The organism is Floridaenema flaviceps BLCC-F50, from assembly GCF_041929275.2.
GTDB lineage: Bacteria > Cyanobacteriota > Cyanobacteriia > Cyanobacteriales > Aerosakkonemataceae > Floridanema > Floridanema flaviceps.
This window is the reverse complement of sequence record NZ_JBHFNR020000001.1, coordinates 198,894-214,613: the sequence shown is the minus strand read 5'-3', so window position 1 is coordinate 214,613 and position 15,720 is coordinate 198,894. Positions and strand designations below refer to the sequence as shown.

Here is a 15,720-nt window from a genome sequence, read left to right as displayed (position 1 = left end):
AATTCACCATTTGTTCAGTCATTTGTGGTTGAAATTCGTTATTTACAAAATCGCGGATTAGATTGAATAAATTATTAGAATCAAATTCGACTGGTCGATCGCACATCTCCAAAAACTCCTCTGCTATCAGCTTTAAAGCCTGCGTAAACTCAGAAAATTGGGAAATGGAGAGAGTGCGATCGCAATTGTTGTATCATCGGTTAGCATAATATTGGCGATCGGATCAATAGTTTATCCCCTGTTTAGTATCATCGATCGAATCCGATCCACAAAGTCTTGATAATCTACCACTGGTTTAAGGATATAGCCATCTGCACCGCTTATTTCCAAAAAGTTTTCCCTGTGTGTCTCACCACAATTAGCTGTCACCAAAATTACGGGCAAATTAGCCGTTCTCGAATCAGCTTTCAGCATTTGAGTTATTGCAAAACCATGAATAAATTTTCCTTCATACCAGCTGTTCTTCAGAGCAAGATCCATAATAATCAGATCTACTTCCCCAGACTGGGCAATTTGGATTACCTCTTCCACATTTTCCGTGTGGCGTACCATTAAACCCCCTAGCTTAGTGAGCATCTTAGAGAAAACTTTAACGTTTATCGGATCATCTTCAACGAGCAGAACGGTTGCCATAACAAATTTCCCGATAGAATTGTTTCAAATCCAGTTTACACCAGCATTACAAACCGATGTTTGCGTAATGTTTGCGTAATGTTTGGCTTAGATGAATTCGCCAGCAAAATTTACAAAAGTTTAGCGAAATAGATACTGAAAATGAGTAGAATTATTAAAGAAAGAGTCCCTGGTCTAAAAGCAGTTGAACGTTATCCAAAACTGATGGTTTTGGGAAAACCAGGTTCCGGTAAAACCACATTTTTAAAATATCTCGCTATCCAATGTATCTATGGCGAAAATTTCACCAACTTAGTACCCATCTTTATCACCTTACGAGAGTTTGCCGAAATCAAATTTATAGCAATTGTCTTAACTCATCAATTAAAATCAAATTTCCCAAATCACAGGAACTAAACCCTCAAACCCACGTCTTTACCATTCCTAATAAAAATACCGAATCCAAACCAAACAAAATCTGTAAATAGTTATAACCCAAATGGTTGATGTACCTCATTCCTAACCTTGTTATCCTAAAATTAGCGCTATAAACTCTCTTGTGCATCAATCTAAAAAATATCGGAAACAAACCTTTTAAATCAGCGTCATAAAGTTTAACAAGAGAAACCCCAGGAGGGTGCTAAAGAATGTTTAAAATTCGCAACTGGAAATCAACAACTGCGCTAATAGTTGCTTTGGGAATGAGTGCTTCTGCAACCGCACCAATTTTAATTGCTTCTCCTGCATCAGCACAATATCGAGATTCAATTAGTCAAAGAGGTAATTACAGAATTCCTGCGGGAACTGCGATTCAAGTTAGATATGATTCAGCAGAAAAAATTGTGGTTTCTCCTAATGAAACTACTAATTTAACTCTGAGTGTCGATCGCGATGTGGTTTCTCGTGATGGGCAAATCTTAATTCCTGCTAGAAGTCAAGTTACAGGACAATTACGACCCGCAAGTGGTGGCTCTCAATTTGTAGCTAGAGATTTAATTTTACCTAGTGGAGAACGCCGATCGATCAACGCTTCCTCCGACGTAATTACCAGAACAGAAGAAGTTCGCAAAGGTAGAGACCTTACCAGCCTCTTAGCAGGTGCGGCTGTAGGTTCTGCTGCTGGCGCTTTAATCGCTGGCGTTACAGGCGATCGCCGCATCGACGCATTAGAAGTTCTCGCAGGTACAGGGGTAGGTACTGTAGGCGGGTTACTTTTAGGAGGACGCAACAGATCCAATAGAGTTGTAATCATCGATCCAGACAGCGACCTCGATCTTAGATTAAACTCAGATTTAGTCGTCAATTCCTTTGGACGTGCTCCAGGTTATAGTTCAGGTTATAGCGACCCAGGTTACAATAACCCCGGTTACAATAACCCAAATTCTAATCCTGGGTACAACCGAGGCATCTAGATGTACAGGTTTCTCCAAAAAAAGCGATCGCTCTACAATTTGTAATAGCGATCGCTTTTTTGTATAAAACATTGATTGACACCTTACCTAGAAAACTGCAAACTTATACAAGACAACATACCTTGGCAATAATCTTGTATCCTAATAAAGCAAGATGCGATCGGCGATCGTGCCGAGCGACAGCATTATCCATGTTGCAGAAGGGGTACTATCTTTAAATATCTTCATTTTGAATAGTGAATTGTCAATTTTTAATTGCTTAATTAGGGTGCTTAAGAGATTATTTAACTATCCCTTTAGCAGTGTACCAGGAATTTAATTATGCAAAAAGTTTTCTTAATTTTGGGAGAACTCAGTGATGACGATGTTGACTGGATAATTCAAACCAGTAAATGGCAAGAAATTACAGCTAACACCACACTCATTGAAGAAGGAAAACCCGTAGATGCCATCTACATTCTCTTAGAAGGAACTTTAAGAGTTTCTATTTCCGCCCTTGGTGGTAAAGAAATTGCTACACTTACCAGCGGCGAAGTAGTCGGAGAAATGTCTTTCATAGATTTTCGTCCCCCATCCGCCACAGTTACCTCTTCAGAAAAGTCTTTAGTTTTGTCCATTCCCCGTCGAGAATTAGCCACCAAACTACAATTTGATATTAGCTTTGCTTCCCGTTTTTACCGTGCCTTAGCCATTCTACTTTCCCTGAGAATGCGTGGTTTAGTCAGTCAATTAGGCTACGGTAAAGCTCAAGCCGAAGAAGTAGAATTAGATCAACTGCATCCCCATCTTTTAGAAAACATTACCCTCGCTAGAGCCAGATTTGATTGGATAATTAGACGGCTGAGAACCAACCAATTTAAACCTATAATTCCCCAAAACAATGATTAACTAAATCAAATTAGTAGTAAAATCATTAAAAAGAATTCTATCGAGAGCAATTTATGTATAATTGCAGTTTTGTTACATCAAAAAAAGCTCTATTAATTGCCTTGTCGATTAATGTTGCTGCGACAATATCTTTAGTTTTACCATCTCCTAACTTTGCCCAAAATAATACTAACTTACAGCAAGAAGAAACCCCACAAAGACAAATAGCCGTCCGCATTCCAGCCGGGACAACACTTCCAGTAAGATACGATGTAGCTAAGAAAATTTTAGTTTCCCCTAATGAACCTGGGCCAATTCCTTTAACTTTAAGTTTAGCTAGAAATGTCTCCTCTTTTAATGCCAATTCCTTAATTCCTGCGGGTAGTCAAATTGTTGGCGAATTAGTGACAATTCAAGACCAAAAAACTGCTCAATTCGTTGCCAAACAGTTAGTTTTATCAGATGGAAAAAGAATTGAAATTAGCGCTAGTTCGAGAATTATTGATAGAACTTCCGAAATTTCTAAAAATCAAAGAGTTGACAGAATAGTGAAAAATTCCGCTTTAGGTACAGCAGCAGCAGCCGCTTTTGCAGCTATTTCAGGAAACCCAATTATTGCTTCTCAAGAAGTAGTATTAAATTCTGGTTTCGGTTCTTCGGCTGAATTAATTGGCGCATTTCGCAATCAAGAAAAAGCCACAATTATTACCATATTTCCTAACAGTGACTTCACCCTAACGCTAAACTCAGATTTAGTCCTTAGATAAATCTTAAATTTGTCTGTTGTGAACACTTCAGTGTTCCAAGAGAACACTGAAGTGTTCACAACGAACCTTATGTTACTCGCTAAACTCTGGTAGCCAGACAATAAAAGTTGTTCCTGATTGCTTGATTTTTGGATGTTTAGCTGGACTAAAAACCTCAATTTTTCCCTGCATTTGTTGGGTTAATTCCTGTGCGATCGCCAAACCCAAACCAGTCCCCGGAATTTCCGTCTTTTCTTTTTCGCCCCGAAAACCCCTTTCAAACAAATGCTCTAAATCTTGCGGAGGAATACCTGCACCATTATCACTCACCGCCACACCCAAAAACTTACCATCAGCCGTCTTTTTCCGTTTAATTTCTCCAAAAATTTTGCCCCCAGAAGGCGTATATTTCAAAGCATTATCTAAAATATTACTCAACACTTCCGTTAAAGCCTTACTATCACATTTTATAGTTGGTAAATTCTCAGGAATTTCCGCTTTAAAAGTTAAATTTCTTTCCTGTGCGATCGCAAAAGCCGCCGCCAAAACCGAATCTAAAACCTGCACCAAAGAACAAGCCGACAAACTCGGAATTTCCATCAACCCCGACTCCGGTAACAACAGCAAAGGTTGCTTAACATTCTTCGCCTTCTCTGTTTCCACCTTCGACTCAACCGGAGAAATCGTCAACAAATTATCCAAAAATCCATCCGGTTGCGGCTCATTTAAATCATCAGTTAAATCAATCACCCGATCGAACTGTTGCAACAAATCTTGAATCCGATCGCTCTCCCGTAAAATATTAGCCGCAAACTCCCCATTCTTATCATTCAAACCCAACCTTTTCACCAGCAACTTCCCAAAAGTCCTTAACGCCGTCAAAGGATTTCGTAACTGATGTAAAAGATTATGTAACAAATCATTTTGTTGAGCTTGCAAACGTTGTTGTTCGCTAAATCTGTGTTCCAACCATTGCGAACGTTGGTCTAAAATACAAGCGATCGCGATCGTTTGAGCAATTTCCTCAATCTGACTCCTCTCCGACTCATTCCAAGCCCTATCCCCCCGACTAGTCACCAACAAACCCATCACCACCTCTTCATGTATCAGAGGGAAAACAACCTGTCTCTGTTGCGCCAGAAAATTACCCTTACCCTCATCCTTCGCCCACTGATCCAAAATCAACCCATCCTCACCCACAGCCGCAGGTAAGCGCCGTTGAGCACTCATTCTTTGCAATTGGGTAGGTAACAAACTTAGCGATCGTTGTTCCTCCCAAATTACCCCAGCCTTCGGGTAACTCACGATCGGAATTAACTTAGTCTGGTTCTCCACCACATCTTCCGTCACATACACCACACTCAAAGCCGCACCCAACGATTGCCTCAACAAATCAACCTGCGCTTGACAAAGAGTTACGAATTCTGAACTGGCAGGCATCAACATAGCAGATCGGCCTATAAAATCAATAATAGTTTGCTCGAGCTAATTGCCCTAACTAACCATAGCTAGTTTTCCTGGGGCATCAGGTGTGAAGAGCTTAGTATATCCAGTTTAGGCAATCATCAGATCCCAAACGCATCTTTTCTCACTTCACATAACATTATTATGACCTTCCCACCATCATCTCCAACCCTTTCACCGGGAGACTTCCCTCCACAGACTGTTTCTCCCACACTTACCGTTCGCCCCTTACCACAAATCCCCTGATTATTCTACCTTTTCGACCCATCTTCATCAAAGCTTTCCATTATCCACTGTATTCGCTGAAACTTTTGTATCAAAGAGTTAATAAAACTTGATTTTTTTTACTCAAGCCGATATACTTGCGACGGTTTTGTAAATATCATTACAATTGTTCCCTTAAAGAGGAGGTAGATAGCTTGGCAAGGAGACGGAAGCGGAAAAGTCGTCGTCGCCAAGAAGGCCGGAGGATTCTTGAGCACGTGCCTCAATATAGCATCGAAAGTGGGCAAGAAAAACCTGTAACGGCGGCACGAAAATTTATTCAAGCCGAAGGAATTTTACCACCCGCGCTACTGCTAGTGAAACGCAACGAGCATACTACAGATCGGTACTTCTGGGCGGAAAAGGGTTTATTTGGGGCGCAGTACGTGGAAGAAAACCATTTCCTGTTCCCCAGCTTAAGGGAATTAGAACACCCTAACGAAAAACCCCAACTGGCTACAGTGTCAGTCTGAGTCATAACTTGGTAATAGTTTGGTAGAATAGCCAAAATTTTCTTCTAAAATTCTGCTATTCAGCCTTTAGTAAGCCAGAATTAGCTGAGTGGTAAAAAATACGTAGCCTGGGTATGGAGTTAATCATAAAGGGTCAATAGCGGTTGTAATTGCGTTATTTAGTAGCCCTGTTACCCATACCCATATCCGAAAGGATAGAAATGTCCAAGGCGATCTCAAAAAAGAAAACTTGTGAGGATTCTCTTGACAATACATTAGTTGTTTGAGCAAAGCTGGCATCACAATAGGACAGTCAAAACTGTCTATAGTTGAAAATTCAGCTGCTTAAATAACTAATAAACCAGAATTAGGCAACAGATAAGCTAAATGAAATCTTAAATTAACCCCATTCAAGCTAAGGTTTGAATGGGGTTATATTTCGTCATACAAGTAATGGGTAGTAGGAATCCCACTACCCACTACCTATTACCTAGTAGCGATTTCAAACCGCCTTAAGGTCGTAACATCTCTAAGAGGGCATTCACGAAACTTGTTGCCAGCCCAAAGTTTCTCGCAAAACCGATAGTTCATCTCGATGCCCAGTCACAGTAATTAAATTCTGTGTTTCTTGGGTACTTTCTGTCGCTGCACTCTCCAACTTCAGCGAAACCTGCTCTTGACGACCAGCTTTTTGCCAGTAGAACATACCTGCGATAGGTGACAACAGTTCCAAACCCAAAAACAGCAAACCTATCTGGGGAAACAGAAACGACAACACCAAAACCAAGCAAAGAATTCCGATCGCCGCCAAAAAGGTCAAGAAAACAGCTAAAAACCAACTTGGACGCACGAATCCGGCAAAAGTTACTTGGTTTTGAGTGGCATCTATGGCGACGACCTTATAGGATCTCTGCGTAAAATACTGCTGCAATTGAGCTAAAAGCGAATCAGTTGGCTCTGTTGACATCAACTGAATTACCTGTGTCCTATCCTTTACAGAAGCCCTGATAAAGAAGAATAGCCCGATCGCTAACAATACCGTAAGCAGCAAAGTTGAAGAAAGAATCGTCGTACTCATGCTGGAAAAACAATCAGAGAAGTATCTTTTACTTTACATAAATTTACGTCCTCTCTGAAACCTCCCGCACCGCTTCCCGATTGTTACCGACATATTCACCAGGCTGGTGATTTTTGCTGGCATAATCATGCCAAAGCCCCGCTAAATTTTGCGCCTGTTCTCGCCAGTCCGGTTTAATGCGGTACATCCTCCGGGGACGACCCCGCCCTTCCACCTTTTTCCAGTAACCGCTAATCGCCTGTTCCTCTTCCAAAAACTTTAAAGCACTGTAGAGTACCGTATCGGAAAGACGATAAGCCGGATATTCCGTCTCAATCAACTGAATTAGTTCTGTTCCGTAGGATTCTCCCCGTGCTAACACAGAAAGTACATAACAAACAGCTAACTCCTTGGTGAGATATATCGGCGGAGGATTATCGAAAAACTGGTAAATGTCGTCAAATTTCATTTGCATAACCCGCTTAACACTCCATTGTTTCTTACTTTATTCGCATAGCGCTCCACAGCAACCCGATCTCTTCTTCATCAGAACCGCCAATTAGTCTTAATTCCATCAGGACTAATGTGACTCATCAGTATCAGCATCAATGACGATCGGATTGTATTTTTTCTGATGGGAGACTGCTGAATATTACGATCAATTCTAGACAGTCAATTCTTGGTCTGCTTACCAGATTCATAAAATAATTTTGCTTTTCTTGCCATTGAGAGTTTAATTGCAGATTCAAAAAGCCAGGGACAGAATCTTTTGAGCCAAGAAAAACAAAGTAACATGAACTTTCAGCGCTCAATTACAAGCTAGGTGTAACAGAAGCTCTTCAAACTCTTAAATTTTCTTGTTTCTAAATAAATTTAGCCAACAACGGCGTATCTTTTCTCCCTGTTCTTTTCTATCCCTACCATCAGTTCTGCTAAGGATAATTTTATTTCTACAGTACAGATTTCTGCTGGCAATGGGATTATGAGTACCATAAGCTCGCCAGTATCTCTGCCCTAAAGTTACCCTATCAGTCAAGACACTTTGGTGGTAAAGTGCCAAACTACCTACCAAGGTAACAGCCAAAGTACCACGAGCCAATAACTGCCGACCTAAACTGCTTGGGTACTGAAATGGCATAAGCTGCGATCGAAATTGTTGTTGATGGACATTTTGTTTGTTGACTTACTCTAGCCGGATCGGAGAATACTAAAATAATCTGACGATCGCATAAATAAGCAAAGTTCTCACACCAGAAATTTTCTCTATCTTAAATTAGCTAACAGGTTGATCAGTATGGCAAATAAATCAGATTCCTCATCAGTTCCAGCGGCTATTCGCCAAATAGCCGGAAATTTCCGCATCGCAGGCTGGACTAGTTTCTGGCTTCAGTTAGTACTAGGTGTAATTTCTATAATCGTGTTACTATTGTTTATTGTTTTCAGTCGTTCACCTAATACCAATAATCCCAACAGTGGCAATCCGGGAACTAGTTTTGGTGTGTTTTTGGCAATTTGTGGCATTGTAAGTTTGGGTATCGGTGTTTACATGGCTTTCCGTTATGTTCGCATTGGCAAGCAACTGCAATCATCTAATCCCAGTATGCGACCCCGGAAAGCAGAAACTATCCCCATCCTCCGCATGGGGTTAATAATTAATTTAGTAGGAATGTTATTAACTATTTTGGGTGCTTGGGCGATCGTTGGTTCTTTGGCAGCTAGGTCAATTTCCCAAGTCCAAACAGCCATCTATGCTGACCCTTCTCGCCTGATTAGTTCTTTAGATATCTTGGCAGTACAAGCAAATATTAATACTATTGCTGGTCACTTTGCCGGAATTATCGTGGCGCTTTGGTTGATCGATCGCATTAGCCGCTAGCCCAAGAAGGCAGTAAGGTAAACTGAGATATTGCACCATTCTCAACAAGACTTGAAAAACCGGGTTGATGAACGAAAAATTTTCTAGCAAATGAGTACCCTTAAAGGTACTTATTTTTTTTAGGAGGATAGACTTTAATAGTGATTAATAGACGAAACCTTAATTTTGTTTTCTGGCATACTACTATGAAAAACTCTGAATCTTGGAAATTTGGCGTTCAAGTATTTTTTAGTACCATCGTGATTGCTTTATGTATCTTCAAACTATGTACTTCCGATGCAAAAAATGACCCAAACACCGCTATATACTGGGGAGGTTTAACAGGTGTATTAGGATACTGGCTACCCTCACCAAATAATAAAAGGGAATATGAGTCAGACGCAGCTAGCATCACTCAAGGATCTCCAAATCAACCAAAGGAACTTTCGATCGTCCACAACAGAGAAACAATCCAATCGTAGGGGATGGAGAGATCGGGGAATGGGGAGAGTTTGTAGCTTTAAATTCTCTGCTCTGCTCCCCTGCTCCCCTGCTCCCCACCTCTTTCTCCCAGTTCCCAGTCCCCAAATGATATCCTAATTAATTGGCTCCAATGAGTAGAAACCTGTGCTAGACCTCAAGCAAATCCGGGAAAATCCACAATACGTCCAAGAGCGCTTAAATCTGCGTGGTGCTGGTCAATATGACATTCAACCGATTTTAGAATTAGACCAACAGCAAAGACAATTAGAACAAGAACGCAGCCGACTACAAGCGCGTAGCAACGAAATTGCTAAACTCATTCCTGCCAAAATTAAACAAGGTAGCGACCCCAAAGGCGCAGAAATTTTAGAATTGCGGGAAGAAGGGAACAAAGTTAAAACCCAAATTGGCGAACTCGAACCCAGGGAAAAGGAACTTAAATCCCAACTGGAAACCCTACTGTTAGCCCTTCCCAATTTACCAAGTGAAACTACACCGATCGGTAAAAGCGAAGAAGATAACCCAGAAGTGCGGCGTTGGGGAGAAGAATATAAACCGCAACATTCGGTGTTACCGCATTGGGAAATTGGGGAAAAGTTGGGGATTTTGAATAGCGATCGCGCCGTCAAAGTCGCCCAAAGTCGGTTTATCATGCTCAAAGGCGCAGGTGCAGCCTTAGAGAGAGCATTAATCAACTGCATGATCGACAAACAAATCGCAGCTGGCTACGTCGAAGTCCTTCCCCCATTGTTAGTTAACAGCCAATCTCTCACCGCTACAGGTCAATTACCCAAATTTTCCGAAGAAAGTTTTAAATGTCAAGATGACGACCTTTGGCTAATCCCCACAGCAGAAGTACCCGTCACCAACCTTTACCGCGAAGAAATACTCGAAGCTGCTCAGTTACCCATACGTCACTGCGCCTACACCCCTTGTTTTCGCCGGGAAGCTGGCGCTTACGGCAGAGATACCAAAGGATTAATTCGCCTGCATCAATTCAATAAAGTCGAATTAGTTAAATTCGTCCATCCCGACAACTCAGAAGCAGAACATCAAGCACTCGTGCGCGATGCAGAGGCAATTTTACAAGCCCTCAAGCTACCTTATCGAGTAATTGAACTTTGTACCGGAGACTTAGGTTTCGGGGCAGCAAGGTGCTACGACTTAGAAGTGTGGCTACCTTCTGCGGAGAAATACCGAGAAATTTCCAGCTGTTCTAACTTTAGAGATTTTCAAGCCCGACGGGGTGGCATTCGCTTTAAGGAAACAGGGAAAAAAGGCACTCAATTTGTTCACACCCTGAACGGTTCCGGGTTAGCCGTTGGTAGGACAATGGCAGCAGTGTTGGAGAATTACCAGCAACCTGACGGCACAGTAAAAATACCTGAAGTGTTGCAACCTTATCTGGGGCGAGATGTGCTCTACGAAACAGCAACGTAAAATGAAGAAATGTTTAGATTTAGCAGCATAAATTATCTATGTCAGTTTTGGCAGCGATCGCAGTTCTAGCTATCCTCATTGTCGTACACGAGTTAGGTCATTTCATGGCGGCTCGTCTTCAAGGCATCCATGCCAATCGCTTTTCCTTGGGCTTTGGCCCTATACTTTGGAAATACCAAGGCCCAGAAACAGAGTACGCCGTCCGTGCTTTTCCCTTGGGTGGATTTGTCGGTTTTCCCGATGACGATCCAGATTGTAAATATCCCCTTGACGATCCAAATTTACTCCGCAATCGTCCAATTTTAGACCGCGCAATTGTGATCAGTGCCGGGGTAATTGCTAACCTAATCTTTGCTTATTTAGTGTTAGTAATTCAATTCGGAATTGTTGGTGTTCCTAAAGGAATTAACTTTCAACCCGGAGTACTTGTTCCCCAAGTTATCTCGGAAAACTCACCCGCAGCAGTTGCAGGTATTAAAGCTGGAGATGTGATTCTTTCAGTTAACGGTAAAGAACTCGGCGCTGTTAAAGAAGCCCCAGAATTACTGAAAACAGAAATTCAAAACTCTGCCAACAAACCCATTACAATCACTGTAAAAAGGAATGGGAACACAGGCTCTCTCAACGTCACACCAGAAGCGGGAGCAGATGGAAAAGGGCGAATTGGCGTTCAATTAGTTCCCAATGGCAGCCCGATTTATCGTCGTCCTAATAATATCCTGGAAATCTTTAGCCTTGCTGCCGATCAATTCCAACAAATCTTTGTGGGAACGGTGAAAGGATTTTATCAGTTAATTACCAATTTTCAAGAAACAGCTTCTCAAGTAGCTGGGCCTGTGAAAATTGTTGAAGCTGGTGCAAAGTTGGCTGAATCTGATATTAGTAGGTTATTTTTGTTTGCCGCTTTGGTTAGTATTAACTTGGCAATCATTAATATTTTGCCTTTACCAGCTTTAGACGGTGGACAGTTAGCTTTTTTGGTAATTGAAGGATTGCGTGGTAAACCTTTACCAACTCACATTCAAGATGGTGTGATGCAAACTGGGTTAATGTTACTCTTAGGACTAGGAATCTTTTTGATTGTCCGAGATACAACCCAACTTGAGTGGGTACAAAAGTTACTTCAGTGAGCATTACCCGTAAATTAGCTACAAAGCAGCAAAGAGCGTTGGAGATTTTGATTCGTTTAAAGCGACTTTATCCCGACGCTACTTGCACGCTTAATTATGAAACTCCTGTACAATTGCTGGTGGCAACGATTCTCTCAGCGCAGTGTACTGATGAGCGAGTGAATCAGGTAACACCGGAATTGTTTCGCCGTTTTCCTGATGCAGAAGCGATCGCCAACGCCGACATCACCGAGTTAGAATCGCTAGTACGTTCCACAGGCTTTTACCGCAACAAAGCCAAAAACATCCAAGGCGCTTGTCGCCTAATAGTCGAAAAATTTCGCGGAAAAGTCCCAAAACGCATGGAACAATTGCTGGAACTACCCGGAGTAGCCCGAAAAACCGCTAACGTAGTTTCAGCACACGCTTACGGCATTTATCACGGTGTAACAGTCGATACCCATGTTAAACGCCTGAGTAATAGACTAGGTTTAACCGAACATCAAGACCCAATTCGTATCGAACGAGATTTAATTACCCTTTTACCCCAACCTGATTGGGAAAACTGGTCAATTCGCCTAATCTATCATGGTCGCGCCATTTGTACCGCTAGGAAACCCGCCTGTGCTACCTGTGTCCTTGCTGACCTCTGTCCTTCCGCAAATTTAGGCAACAGAGAGTAGGGGGGTATTTACTGTAATAATTAAGCTGCAACAGAAATTGCTTTTGCCTTCAGGGATGGTTCGGGAATAGCTTGACCATCCTCTCGAAGGGTGTCAATATAAAGCTCAATAGCTTCTTTGATATTATTTTCTGTTTCTTCAAATGTCTTACCTGTAGAAATACAACCGGGTAAATCGGGAACATAAGCTGAATAGTTACTGCCAGCCCATTCAAAAATTACTACATATTCTTTCATTATTCATCGTCCAATTGTGCTTGTTTTCAAATACTTTTGAGAGTTCCAATAGCGACTTCATCAGAGAAATTACCGGGTACAACTACGATACCTGATTTTTCAGGGTGCTTCAGGACTCGATGACTTCCTCGCGTTCTTGCTTCATACCATCCATCCGCTTCTAATCGCTTGATTACCTCACGAACTTTCATCTAAAAACCTCCGGGAGCTTGGAAACCTTGTGTCTTCAGACCAAGGAGGAAAAGCGACACGGTGAATTTATTCACCGTCAGGATTGGAAAGAATAGCTGTAGCCATCTTTCTTTTGAACAATTTGACAGCATTTGTGACTAATCCCTTGAATTATTTGAGAGTGAATTGAAATATTAAAAGAGCCACTTGTTCTAACAGCAACTTGCCCTAAATATTGCCCGACTTTCTTGCCAGATGTGACTATCGCTTTGATAATATCTCCGGTTTGAAAGCCTTTAACGAACTTGTTTCTAGGGACATATCGAGAAGGAAAGCCATATTTATCAGTGCGACACATTTGGCGAGTTCCATGTCCAGTTGCCTTAATTAATAACGGTTGACCTGTTAGTAACTCCCAGGATTCAACTTGTCCAACACAGGCAGCGTCTAGCCAATGAGCTTTAGGTAAACCAAGTCTAATTCGATTAAATTTAGTTAATCCGCCAGAGCCAGTAACAACGATTAATCCGGTTTCTTTAAGGGCATTAAACAATGCCCAGCGAGTTGAGTTAACAGCAGCAGCATCTTTTAATGGCTTCTTGGCTTGGGCTAAAATCTTTTTCAATATCTCTGGCTTTTTAGCTAAGAACTGTTCAATATTTTTAGCTCCTTTTTTTTGGTTACATTTCTCGCAAGCAATGCAGAGGTTGGAAATTCTATTAGTTCCACCTTTAGCTTGAGGATGAATATGTTCAACCTGTAACGTTACGTTTTCAACGCCACAATAAGCGCATCTTCTCCCCCACTTCTCTAACAGGTATTCCCTGATTTCATAACCCTGTAACTCACCTTGCTGATAGGCGATTCCTGAAATTTCAGGATTCTCCATTTTCTGTAAATCGAATCGAACTAATTCTTGGACAATAGATGCAACTGGAGTAAATTTGATGAATCTTTTTACCCAAGTAATTGTTGTTTCAACTCGATGCTGAAGACTGGGAGCTAACCATCCTCTATCATTTTTGCGGTTCAAGAATCTAGCTTGGCGATAGCGAGTTTTCCTGTTTCTCCTAGCGCGACGAATCGCTCGACGAGAATCTAAACTTGCCTTGATTGATTGTCCTCTATGGGTAAGCTCTGCGCCAAACACCACTTTGTTTTCTTGCACCAAGGCAATGCCGCTGGTTTTAGAGCCGGGATCTATTTTGAGGGTGATAGGTTTTGGTGTTTCATTTACTGCCTTTTTCAAAATGATAGTAAAGGGGAATAAGCGAAACACTGCCGCCTTATTAGCCTGCAATAGTTTTCTTGCCGTTATTGGGCGACAAGGAGATAAAGGCTTCTTGTTAGTATCAAGAACAAAAACATAATTTTGTTTAGACATGGTTTTGTCTTTACTGATTACTCGTGATGTTTGCCTTGCCAATGTTTAAAGTCGGTAACTATCCAAAAAGCACTGTTTTACCCCTCGTAAAACTGTTTAACTTTTCGGTTCTAGAGCAAGGAACTGGCACGCATTCCTTGGTAGGTCTTTAACTCTTGCCTTAAACGTAGTCAGCTAAGACTTAGGCTGGTCAGCTATCTAAAGTGAGGCTCGAAAATCCCCGTCTCTTTAGAGCGGGGTGCTGACTACTTTTCCTTGTAATATTAATCTCCGGCTTTTTTGCTGCGAATCATAAATAAAATTTTAACCGCAGATGAAAACAGGTACGTTGTTGCGCTTTAGCGCTAAATCTGGCGCTGAACGCTATAACGCAAGGGTTTTTTATCCCTTAACTCGCTTTCCTCTCAATATTCATCCCAGATAGCGGTTTACAATCTACAAAACTAACTGAATCTGGATCGAGAAAACCAGCGATCGCCATTTCTAGCACCGCTTCTACCGGATATTCAATTTCTGCTGAGTATGCAATCAACGCCTGCTTAATTTTATTGGGAAGCGCATCAAGAAAAGCATTTGCAGCAACTGGTGATAGGTGTTCGGTTGCAGTTTCCATTATGCTTTATTCCTCTTGCCTGATACGAATGTTATAGCGTGGTTTAACTGTTTGAATCATTAGGGCTTCTATTTCCAGGGCTTGCAACCACAGCTGATAGGTTAACACCGTTGCAGCTATTTTTACATCATTTGGGTTGAGGCGATCGATAAATGCCCAAGCTAAAGCTTTATGCCCACCTCGTAACCTTTGCCTGATATTAACTGCTTTCCCTATATAGAGAATACCCTCAGATTGATGGCGAAATGCGTAGATACCAGAGCGGGCAGGCACGCTCGCAAACTCGCGAGTCAATGGGTGGCATTCTATAAATGGGGTAGAGTAGAAAATCTCCAGAATTCTCTGTGCTTGCCCTCTCACGAAATCGCTTGGCAACTCATCCCCCACAATATCAATGACTCCACACCACAGTTAAGCAGTTTAAACCACTTTCCCTACTCCTTGTTAAAAAAATGCCCAAAAAAGCTAAGATAGAAAATGCTGTCTTAATCGTTCTACAAGGAACAAAAGTTTTTCATGGCTAAAAAGAGCATGATTGAGCGCGAGAAAAAGCGCCAAAAGTTAGTGGAAAAGTACGCCGAAAAGCGGGAAGAGTTACTAGATCAGTTTGCTAGTGCGACTACTCAACAAGAAAAGTTTGCAATTCACCGTCAAATTCAACAATTACCTCGAAATAGCTGTCGTACTCGGTTGCGGAATCGTTGCTGGGTGACTGGTCGCCCTAGAGGATATTACCGTGATTTTGGTTTGTCTCGCCACGTTTTGCGGGAGTGGGCGCACCAAGGTTTACTACCTGGGGTTGTTAAATCTAGCTGGTAGATAATGACAAGTGTTGAGTTGTGAGTGATGAGTCAATTATTAACTCAAAATTC

The 15,720-nt window shown here is 41.7% G+C and carries 22 protein-coding genes; 12 read left to right on the top strand and 10 right to left on the bottom strand.

Going from position 1 to position 15,720, the window contains the following annotated elements; translation table 11 throughout:
• The first annotated feature begins 62 nt into the window (after nt 1–62).
• The gene (locus ACE1CI_RS01025; RefSeq protein WP_413261509.1) at nt 63–209 is read left to right on the top strand and encodes a hypothetical protein; all 147 of its coding nucleotides are present in this window, start codon (nt 63–65) and stop codon (nt 207–209) included.
• 22 nt (nt 210–231) lie between these two features.
• Here the strand turns inward: ACE1CI_RS01025 and ACE1CI_RS01020 are convergent, their stop codons facing one another.
• Nucleotides 232–633: a response regulator gene (locus tag ACE1CI_RS01020; RefSeq protein WP_413261510.1), complete on the bottom strand. Its 402-nt coding sequence runs from the start codon at nt 631–633 to the stop codon at nt 232–234.
• A 141-nt stretch (nt 634–774) separates the two neighbouring features.
• On the opposite strand from ACE1CI_RS01020, the gene ACE1CI_RS01015 reads away from it, so the two are divergent.
• The 4 genes from ACE1CI_RS01015 to ACE1CI_RS01000 all read left to right on the top strand — a co-directional run bounded on the left by ACE1CI_RS01015 (nt 775) and on the right by ACE1CI_RS01000 (nt 3,658).
• Complete coding sequence (locus tag ACE1CI_RS01015; RefSeq protein WP_413261511.1) at nt 775–1,029, top strand: NACHT domain-containing protein; 255 nt, start codon at nt 775–777, stop codon at nt 1,027–1,029.
• 230 nt (nt 1,030–1,259) lie between these two features.
• A complete protein-coding gene (locus ACE1CI_RS01010) occupies nt 1,260–2,024 on the top strand; it encodes a hypothetical protein (RefSeq protein WP_413261512.1) in 765 nt (254 codons plus the stop codon).
• Nucleotides 2,025–2,345: 321 nt separating this feature from the next.
• Entirely contained in the window at nt 2,346–2,912 is a 567-nt protein-coding gene (locus tag ACE1CI_RS01005) for a cyclic nucleotide-binding domain-containing protein (RefSeq protein WP_413261513.1), read from the top strand.
• A 53-nt stretch (nt 2,913–2,965) separates the two neighbouring features.
• Nucleotides 2,966–3,658 (top strand): hypothetical protein, encoded by a 693-nt coding sequence (locus tag ACE1CI_RS01000; RefSeq protein WP_413261514.1) that lies wholly within the window; start codon nt 2,966–2,968, stop codon nt 3,656–3,658.
• A 72-nt stretch (nt 3,659–3,730) separates the two neighbouring features.
• Here ACE1CI_RS01000 and ACE1CI_RS00995 read toward each other — a convergent pair whose 3' ends face one another.
• A complete protein-coding gene (locus tag ACE1CI_RS00995; RefSeq protein ID WP_413261515.1) occupies nt 3,731–5,083 on the bottom strand; it encodes a GAF domain-containing sensor histidine kinase in 1,353 nt (450 codons plus the stop codon).
• A gap of 437 nt (nt 5,084–5,520) precedes the next feature.
• On the opposite strand from ACE1CI_RS00995, the gene ACE1CI_RS00990 reads away from it, so the two are divergent.
• A complete protein-coding gene (locus ACE1CI_RS00990; RefSeq protein ID WP_413261516.1) occupies nt 5,521–5,838 on the top strand; it encodes a DUF3155 domain-containing protein in 318 nt (105 codons plus the stop codon).
• A gap of 520 nt (nt 5,839–6,358) precedes the next feature.
• On the opposite strand, the gene ACE1CI_RS00985 is transcribed toward ACE1CI_RS00990, so the two are convergent.
• The 3 genes from ACE1CI_RS00985 to ACE1CI_RS00975 all read right to left on the bottom strand — a co-directional run bounded on the left by ACE1CI_RS00985 (nt 6,359) and on the right by ACE1CI_RS00975 (nt 8,012).
• A complete protein-coding gene (locus ACE1CI_RS00985; protein ID WP_413261517.1) occupies nt 6,359–6,895 on the bottom strand; it encodes a cofactor assembly of complex C subunit B in 537 nt (178 codons plus the stop codon).
• A 43-nt stretch (nt 6,896–6,938) separates the two neighbouring features.
• Entirely contained in the window at nt 6,939–7,343 is a 405-nt protein-coding gene (locus ACE1CI_RS00980; RefSeq protein ID WP_413261518.1) for a PadR family transcriptional regulator, read from the bottom strand.
• A gap of 378 nt (nt 7,344–7,721) precedes the next feature.
• Nucleotides 7,722–8,012: a hypothetical protein gene (locus ACE1CI_RS00975; RefSeq protein ID WP_413261519.1), complete on the bottom strand. Its 291-nt coding sequence runs from the start codon at nt 8,010–8,012 to the stop codon at nt 7,722–7,724.
• Between the two features lie 156 nt (nt 8,013–8,168).
• Here ACE1CI_RS00975 and ACE1CI_RS00970 point away from each other — a divergent pair, with 156 nt between their 5' ends.
• From ACE1CI_RS00970 to nth, 5 genes are all read left to right on the top strand, one after another.
• On the top strand, nt 8,169–8,750 hold the full coding sequence (locus ACE1CI_RS00970) for a DUF3611 family protein (RefSeq protein WP_413261520.1): 582 nt from the start codon (nt 8,169–8,171) through the stop codon (nt 8,748–8,750).
• 185 nt (nt 8,751–8,935) lie between these two features.
• Nucleotides 8,936–9,211 (top strand): hypothetical protein, encoded by a 276-nt coding sequence (locus tag ACE1CI_RS00965; RefSeq protein ID WP_413261521.1) that lies wholly within the window; start codon nt 8,936–8,938, stop codon nt 9,209–9,211.
• A gap of 145 nt (nt 9,212–9,356) precedes the next feature.
• Entirely contained in the window at nt 9,357–10,652 is a 1,296-nt protein-coding gene (serS, locus tag ACE1CI_RS00960) for a serine--tRNA ligase (protein ID WP_413261522.1), read from the top strand.
• Nucleotides 10,653–10,690: 38 nt separating this feature from the next.
• Nucleotides 10,691–11,782 (top strand): RIP metalloprotease RseP, encoded by a 1,092-nt coding sequence (gene rseP / locus ACE1CI_RS00955; RefSeq protein WP_413261523.1) that lies wholly within the window; start codon nt 10,691–10,693, stop codon nt 11,780–11,782.
• Entirely contained in the window at nt 11,779–12,444 is a 666-nt protein-coding gene (gene nth / locus ACE1CI_RS00950; RefSeq protein WP_413261524.1) for an endonuclease III, read from the top strand. Before rseP ends, nth begins: the two co-directional genes overlap by 4 nt.
• Before the next feature lie 20 nt (nt 12,445–12,464).
• On the opposite strand, the gene ACE1CI_RS00945 is transcribed toward nth, so the two are convergent.
• From ACE1CI_RS00945 to ACE1CI_RS00925, 5 genes are all read right to left on the bottom strand, one after another.
• Nucleotides 12,465–12,680 carry a type II toxin-antitoxin system HicB family antitoxin gene (locus ACE1CI_RS00945; protein WP_413261525.1) on the bottom strand — a complete coding sequence of 72 codons (216 nt, stop codon included), beginning with the start codon at nt 12,678–12,680 and terminating at the stop codon, nt 12,465–12,467.
• A gap of 26 nt (nt 12,681–12,706) precedes the next feature.
• Nucleotides 12,707–12,871, bottom strand: a complete 165-nt coding sequence (locus tag ACE1CI_RS00940; RefSeq protein ID WP_413261526.1) for a type II toxin-antitoxin system HicA family toxin — start codon at nt 12,869–12,871, stop codon at nt 12,707–12,709.
• Between the two features lie 77 nt (nt 12,872–12,948).
• Entirely contained in the window at nt 12,949–14,235 is a 1,287-nt protein-coding gene (gene iscB, locus ACE1CI_RS00935; RefSeq protein WP_413261527.1) for an RNA-guided endonuclease IscB, read from the bottom strand.
• Nucleotides 14,236–14,623: 388 nt separating this feature from the next.
• A complete protein-coding gene (locus tag ACE1CI_RS00930; protein ID WP_413261528.1) occupies nt 14,624–14,848 on the bottom strand; it encodes a hypothetical protein in 225 nt (74 codons plus the stop codon).
• A 6-nt stretch (nt 14,849–14,854) separates the two neighbouring features.
• Nucleotides 14,855–15,121, bottom strand: a complete 267-nt coding sequence (locus ACE1CI_RS00925; protein ID WP_413261529.1) for a GIY-YIG nuclease family protein — start codon at nt 15,119–15,121, stop codon at nt 14,855–14,857.
• Between the two features lie 243 nt (nt 15,122–15,364).
• Here ACE1CI_RS00925 and rpsN point away from each other — a divergent pair, with 243 nt between their 5' ends.
• Nucleotides 15,365–15,667 carry a 30S ribosomal protein S14 gene (gene rpsN / locus ACE1CI_RS00920; RefSeq protein WP_413261530.1) on the top strand — a complete coding sequence of 101 codons (303 nt, stop codon included), beginning with the start codon at nt 15,365–15,367 and terminating at the stop codon, nt 15,665–15,667.
• Nucleotides 15,668–15,720: the final 53 nt, after the last annotated feature.